The 6,362-nt window shown below is 63.7% G+C and carries 6 protein-coding genes; all 6 read right to left on the bottom strand.

Annotation, left to right across the window (positions count from 1 at the left end; translation table 11 throughout):
- Window positions 1-41: 41 nt before the first annotated feature.
- Complete coding sequence (locus VDP82_RS12450) at window positions 42-1,784, bottom strand: iron ABC transporter permease (protein WP_323015168.1); 1,743 nt, start codon at window positions 1,782-1,784, stop codon at window positions 42-44.
- 20 nt (window positions 1,785-1,804) lie between these two features.
- Complete coding sequence (locus VDP82_RS12445) at window positions 1,805-2,875, bottom strand: ABC transporter substrate-binding protein (protein WP_323015167.1); 1,071 nt, start codon at window positions 2,873-2,875, stop codon at window positions 1,805-1,807.
- Between the two features lie 90 nt (window positions 2,876-2,965).
- A complete protein-coding gene (locus VDP82_RS12440; protein WP_323015166.1) occupies window positions 2,966-4,291 on the bottom strand; it encodes a hypothetical protein in 1,326 nt (441 codons plus the stop codon).
- Between the two features lie 63 nt (window positions 4,292-4,354).
- On the bottom strand, window positions 4,355-4,666 hold the full coding sequence (locus VDP82_RS12435) for a hypothetical protein (RefSeq protein WP_323015165.1): 312 nt from the start codon (window positions 4,664-4,666) through the stop codon (window positions 4,355-4,357).
- A gap of 43 nt (window positions 4,667-4,709) precedes the next feature.
- The gene (selD, locus tag VDP82_RS12430; protein ID WP_323015164.1) at window positions 4,710-5,783 is read right to left on the bottom strand and encodes a selenide, water dikinase SelD; all 1,074 of its coding nucleotides are present in this window, start codon (window positions 5,781-5,783) and stop codon (window positions 4,710-4,712) included.
- Window positions 5,784-5,854: 71 nt separating this feature from the next.
- Window positions 5,855-6,362: CapA family protein (locus VDP82_RS12425; protein WP_323015163.1), on the bottom strand; the 508-nt coding region annotated here is incomplete at its 5' end.

Genomic DNA, 6,362 nt, shown 5'->3' with positions numbered 1-6,362 from the left:
CCGCGGTGGTGCGGCCGGCGCGATTTTGTCTGGTCGGAAGGTTAGCGCGAGCGCTCGAGGCCCCGGTTGTTGAGCCACAGCACGAAGCACATCATGCAGGTGGCGATCAGCCAGATGACGAGCGCGAAGGCCGTCATCAGCGGGAAGCTGCCATTCTCCCACAAATCCAGCAGAACGGCGCCGACCACGCCATTGGACGTGCCCGAGAGAATGGCCGAGGCCGTGACCTCGCCCATCATGTGGATGAAGACCAGGACCCAGCCCGCCGCCAGCCCCGGCATCGACAGGGGAAGCAGGATCCTGCGCATGGTGGTCTGTTCGGAAGCGCGGAACACGCGGGACGATTCCGACAGCTCCTTGCCAACCAGCAGCGCCGCCGAGCGTGCCGCCGTGGACGCGTAGGGAATTTCCATCAGCAGATAGGCGAAGAACAAAATCCAGATGGTGCCGTAGATATCCAGCGGCCAGCGCGAAAACGCCAGGATGAAGGCCACGCCCACCAGGGTATGGGGAAAGGTTGCCGGCATGGTGGTGACGAAATCGACCAGGCCCTTATAGCCCTTGAGCTGGAACCTGCGGCCGCGCGGCGCAGTGGTGCCGAAATGATTGGCATAGAGCATCAGATAGCCGGCGATGATCATGATGATCGTCGCCCCGGTGGTGGCGAGGAACAGCGAATTCGCCAGGGCCCTTGTGGTCGCCGGATTGACGGTCAGCACGGTGAAATAATTGCTGAACGAAAGATTGGAGAAATTGAGCGACCAGAAGGGCTGTAGCGACACCACCATCAGCGCGATGAGCGGCAGCACCAGAGAAATCAGGATGTAGCCGATGAAGACGGCGCGGGTAACATATCGCCAGACGCCAAGGCGCGCCGGCGCATGGCGAACGCCCCGCCCGCCAATGGTGGCGTGGCGTCCACTGGGCAGGAACTTCCATTGCGCGGCGCGCAGCGCCAGCACCACCACCAGCATGCCCAGCGCAAGCGTCAGCGCCGCTTTCTCATTGGCGGGATAGTCGGTGAAATAGCGATAGATGCGCACCGAGACGACCTCGATCTTCCCCGCCGTGCCCAGGATGACCGGCACGGCGAAAATGGCGATGCCGTTGATGATGCTGAGCAGCCAGGCCTCGAAAATCGCCGGGCGGATGGCCGGCAGGGTAACGGTGATCCAGGTGCGCAGGGGGCCGGCGCCGGAGATGCGCGACGCCTCTTCGATGGCCGGGTCGAGGCTGCGCAGCGCCGAGGAGGTGATAAGGTAGATCGCCGGGACCAGATGGATGGAAAGGGCGAAGATCATGCCCTGCATGGTATAGATATCGATAGGGCCATAGCCCCCGATCAGCGGCTGGCCCATCGTCCAGCGCAGCGCCACGTTGACGAAGCCGATGCGCGGATCGAACAGCACCACCCAGCCCAGCACGCCCGTCACCGAGGGCAGCATCAGCGGAGCCACCGGCATGAAATTGCCGATGCCCGGCAGACCGCCATCGGTGCGTTCGGCGATGAGGGCCAGCGCCGTGCTGAAGATAAGGGCGATGACGCTCGATGAGGCGACCATCACGAAGGTATTCCACAGAACGCCCTCGATGCCGGGGCCAAGGCCCACACCGCCCAGGTCGTCGCCCCGCAGGATCAGGGCGATGAGCTGAATGGTGGGATAGATCATCAGGAAGGCAATGCCGATCAGCAGGGCGTTGGCGACGACGCTCGTCGGCCGCCAACGCCACCGTGCAAGCCGGTTGGGCGCCTTATTGGCAAGGGTCGGATTTTCGGTTTGCACGGCGCTGCTCCGGTTCAGGCTTAGGCGAGGCCCATCAGTTCAATGATCTTCTGCTGGTTTTCTTCGGCCGATTCCATGTCGGGCTCGACGAAATGGGGCGGAAGCGGCGCGGTGCCGGGCGAGCTGTTGGGCGAGATCGTCTGGGCGTTGAGCAGCACCTGGCCGGTCTGCGACAGCAGGAACCCGGAGAACAGACGCGCGGCATTGGGATTCTGCGCATTCTGCGACACGGCAACCGGGGTCAAGACCCCCGTGCAGGGCTCGTTCTCGGGGATGACGGCGGCCACGGGCGCCCCCTGGTCGATCATCGAATAGGCCTGCGTGGTCGAGCACGGGAAGAACAGGCTCGCAGCGCCCGCCGCCACCTGCTGGATCGAAGCGGGGCCACCCGAGCCGAGCTGGAAGTCCTGCTTGCCGAGATCGCGCAGGAAATCCTCGCCATATTCGCGCAGCAGCAGATCATAGGCGCCGAAGGCCACGAGGCCGACACTGCGCAGATCCTGGGTGATCATGCGGCCCTTGAATTCGGGGCGCAGCATGTCGCTCCACGAGGTCGGCGGCTCGGCCACCAGCTGGGTGTTCACGGCCATGGTCTGCGGATTGATGCTGATGACGGCCGAAAAGTCGTTGCGGAACTGCTCGGGCCAGTCGGCCAGGCCGGGAACGAGGGCAGGATCGAGATCGGCAAGCCAGCCCTTGGCGCGGAACGCTTCCAGCAGCAGCGGATCGCCGGCCATCACCACGTCGGCAATGGTCTTGCCGGCCTCGGCTTCCGCCGTGTAGCGGGAGGCCACATCGCTGGAATTCAGGCGCTGATATTCGAGCTGGATGCCGTATTCCGCCTTGAACGCCTCGGCCAGCGAGATGATGAGCGGCTCGGCCGAACCGGTGTAGAGCACCAGCCGCCCTTCCGCCTTGGCGGCGGCGACCAGCGCCTCATCGGCGCCCTGCGCAAAGGCGCTGCGGCCGAAAAGCCCCCCGACCATCGAGCCGGCGACGGCAAGGCCGGTGCCCTTGAGCAGCGCCCGCCGCCCCATTGTAGCGGATAGCGGGCCAGTAGCTGGAATAGTGTGACGATAACGGTCTGTCATGGATTCTCCTCCCTTGGACCAGATAACCGGGCACCATGCATGATGCCCGCACAATAGCAGGACGCCGCGCCCGGGCGCGGCGCCCAGGTTTCATTTTGCCGACGCGGACGCCAGCATCTCCGACCAGTTCTCCGGCAGCTCGATTTTCCGGGTGACGGGGAAACCGATATAGCCGTTGCCCGAACCGATCATGGTATGGTCGCGGTCGGGATCGCCGGCCACCACGATCAGGAAATCCTCGGGCTTGGAGACCATCTGGATGTCGCGCTCGACATCCATCGAGGTTCCCAATTGCTCGGGCCAGCATTTCTCGTCGATGCCGCGATAGAAGCGGTTGAGAATCATGCCCGAGAGCCGGGAGACCCGGAGCCTGGCATTCTCGTAGAAATGCTTGCGCACCTTCTGCTTGGTCCAGCCCTGATCGGTAAGGACCTTGAGGATGGCCGGGGTGATGACCACCAGCGGGCGGGTGACCATGCCGCGGAAGAAGAACTGAATGAACATGTTGTTGTCGGCCATCCTGGCCTCGATGTTCTTCAGGATCTGCTCGGCATTGGGGTCGCCGACCTCGATGGCCTGGGTCATTTCCGTGCAGGCGGTGATGGTGACGACGTTCTCGCCGAACGCATACCCTTCTTCCTGGGCGTGGGTCGGCCAGCCCATCGAGCGCGCCGCCTCCTCGTTCTCGCCGAGAACGATGCGGAAATTGCCCCCGAAGCACCCCTTGTCGGTCTGGTGCGGAATGAAGCCGCACACATTGCGCAGATACATGCGCCAGAACCGCCCGATGGAGGTGTTGGCCTGGAAGCCCGGGCGCAGAGCGGCCTGGAGGTAATTGAACCCCAGATCGTCCAGCACCTTGCCATTGACGATGATCTGCGTCTCCGTCGCCGGCGTATGGCCCAGATGCTCATGCCCGAAGACCGGGTCCATCATCGCTTCCGCGATGGCGACCAGCACCGGCATGTATTCGGGACGGCAGCCCGCCATCACGCCATTGACCGCCACGCTCCACACCGTCGCCTCGCGGCTGTCCGGCAGCGCCTTGCCCAATACTTCCTCGGGCTTGCGCGGGGTGAAACGCAGGAACTCCTCGATCTTGCGAATGGTCGGAGGCACGACGGGAAGCCCCTCGCTCCAGCCATTCTTCAGGAAGTGATCGTTTACCTCCTCATAAGTCCCCTTGAAAATGACATCACGCATCCCCGGCTCGCCCGCAAAACGGGCCTCCGCGGGCTGTATGGTCAAGCCATCGATCACCTGTTGCAGCATGGGGCCGGCAACAGCCTGTTCGAGCTGTTCATCGGTCACGAGATTGACGTGGCCGGTGTGAATCGTATGCGGCAGGTTGGGCATGCCCAATCCCTTGGCCGTCATCTTGCCCTGGTTCACGAACCCAGAGCAGAGCATCGTCACGGTCGGATAACCGAGTCTTTCAACAAGAGCGCTGGCACGCGTCACGGCGGCCGTACAGGAGCCTCAACAGCCTACGCCGACAATCACGGCATCGACATTGTGCTCCTTGAGCTTGCCCGGCAGCGCTTCGAGCACGGCATGCTCATTGGCGCCATGGATTTCGCCGAATTCACGCCAGGAAACGAACTTGATGGTGGGGTAGAGCCGGGCCAGCTCACGCTCCCAGATCTCGAACATCTTGTCGCCCTTGAACACCCAGTCCCAGAGCTGGGCCACGGTCTTGCCGGCCAGGCTGTCGAGGCGCTTGGCCAGCTTGGCCCCGTCAAGCATGCGCTGGCTGCTGGGCCAGACAACCTCGTAAATAGCGTCACTCATTTTCTTTCTCCTCTTCGGCCCGCCGCAAGGGCAGGCAAGAATTTCAACCAATGGCGAGGCGCGGGCCCTGCCCCGCCGCCGTCACCGAACCCACGACCGAAGCGGCCGCGAAACCACGCTGGCGCAGCACACTCATCACCGCGTCGAGCGCCGAAGGCGCACAGGCAACCAGCAGGCCGCCGCTGGTCTGCGGATCGGTGAGCAGCGCGCGGTCGGCGGCGGAAAATCCCCGCGAAAGCGCCACTTCAGCGCCATAGCTATCCCAATTGCGGCCCGAGGCGCCGGTGACATTGCCGCGCTCGGCCAGCTCGCGCGCCTCGGCCAGAAGCGGCACCGCCCGCCAGTCGAGTTCGACCCTGCAGCCCGAGCCGCGCGCCAGCTCCAGCGCGTGCCCTGCAAGCCCGAAGCCGGTGACATCGGTCATGGCGTGGACGCCGGCGATTTTGGCCAGATCCGGTCCCGGCGTATTGAGACGGGTGGTGGTCTCGATCATCTGCCGGTACTGGTCCGGTGCAAGCTGGCCCTTTTTCAGCGCCGCCGACATGACGCCGACGCCGATCGGCTTGCTGAGCACGAGCACGTCGCCGGGTTGGGCATCGGAATTGCGCTTGACGTGGTCGGGATGGACCAGCCCCAGCGCCACCAGGCCATAGATGGCCTCGACGGAATCGATGGTGTGCCCGCCGGCAACCGGAATGCCGGCGGCGGCGCAGACAGAGGCCCCGCCTTCCAGAATACGCCCGATGGTGGCAGTGGAGAGCACCTTGATCGGCATGCCCACCAGCGCCAGGGCCAGGATCGGCCGCGCCCCCATGGCATAGACGTCGCTGATGGCATTGGTGGCGGCGATGCGCCCGAAATCATAGGGGTCGTCGACGATGGGCATGAAAAAATCGGTAGTGGCGACCAGAGCCTGCTCGTCGTTCAGCCTGTAGACCGCCGCGTCGTCCGCAGTCTCGTTACCCACCAGCAGGGCTTCGGGAACCGGAAAGGCCGGAGAGGCGCGCAGCATCTCGGAGAGCAGGCCGGGCGCGATCTTGCAGCCGCAGCCACCGCCATGGGACAGCGAGGTCAGTCGGGGCTCGTCCGTGCCGGTCGAGGAGTCAACATTCAGCATTTTTCAGGCTCCCCCACCACGATAGCGTCGCACAACGATATTTTGTTGTACAATATTGTTCAATAAAAAGCTCATGCGTCCACCCTGACAATGCCGACGCCGTTTTCGATGGCGATGCGGGTTCCGAAGGGGGCGGAATATTCGGCGAAGCGGGCCAGGATGGCCTCGGCCAATGCCGGCTCGGGCTCCAGCGGTATGCCCATTTGCGAAATAGGGCGCCTTGCGCCGCCCAGATCGGCGGGAAACAGGCGCACCTCCACCAGCCGGCCCTTGTCGAAATGGCTGGTGGCGAGGATGGCTTCGTGGCTGGCGGGATTTTCCAGCTCCGATTTCTTCTCGAAATTGGCCAAGACGTCATAGCCGGCGCCGAATTGCAGGCCGAACTGGAAGATGAAGTTGGAGAGGCCGTAAAAGATCGGCTTCCCCTTGTAGATTTCCATGCCGGCCAAAGCATGCACGCCATGGGTAACGAACATGTCGGCGCCATTGTCGATGCATTGGCGGGCCAGCTCGACGACGAAATTGGCCGGATAGTGATCCACCGCCTCCTTCATGCCCTTCACATTGCCAAAGGCCAGG

Origin of the sequence: Devosia sp. (assembly GCF_034675085.1) — a bacterium.
In the GTDB taxonomy this organism is placed as follows: domain Bacteria; phylum Pseudomonadota; class Alphaproteobacteria; order Rhizobiales; family Devosiaceae; genus Devosia.
The sequence above is the reverse complement of the archived record's forward strand: the minus strand, read 5'-3'. Positions and strand labels throughout refer to the sequence as shown.

Bases quoted from the DNA above. Each gene is read 5' to 3' on its own strand.
- selD (WP_323015164.1), bottom strand. From the start codon at position 5,783: ATGCTGAATGTTGACTCCTCGACCGGCACGGACGAGCCCCGACTGACC.
- VDP82_RS12435 (WP_323015165.1), bottom strand. From the start codon at position 4,666: ATGAGTGACGCTATTTACGAGGTTGTCTGGCCCAGCAGCCAGCGCATG.
- VDP82_RS12445 (WP_323015167.1), bottom strand. From the start codon at position 2,875: ATGACAGACCGTTATCGTCACACTATTCCAGCTACTGGCCCGCTATCC.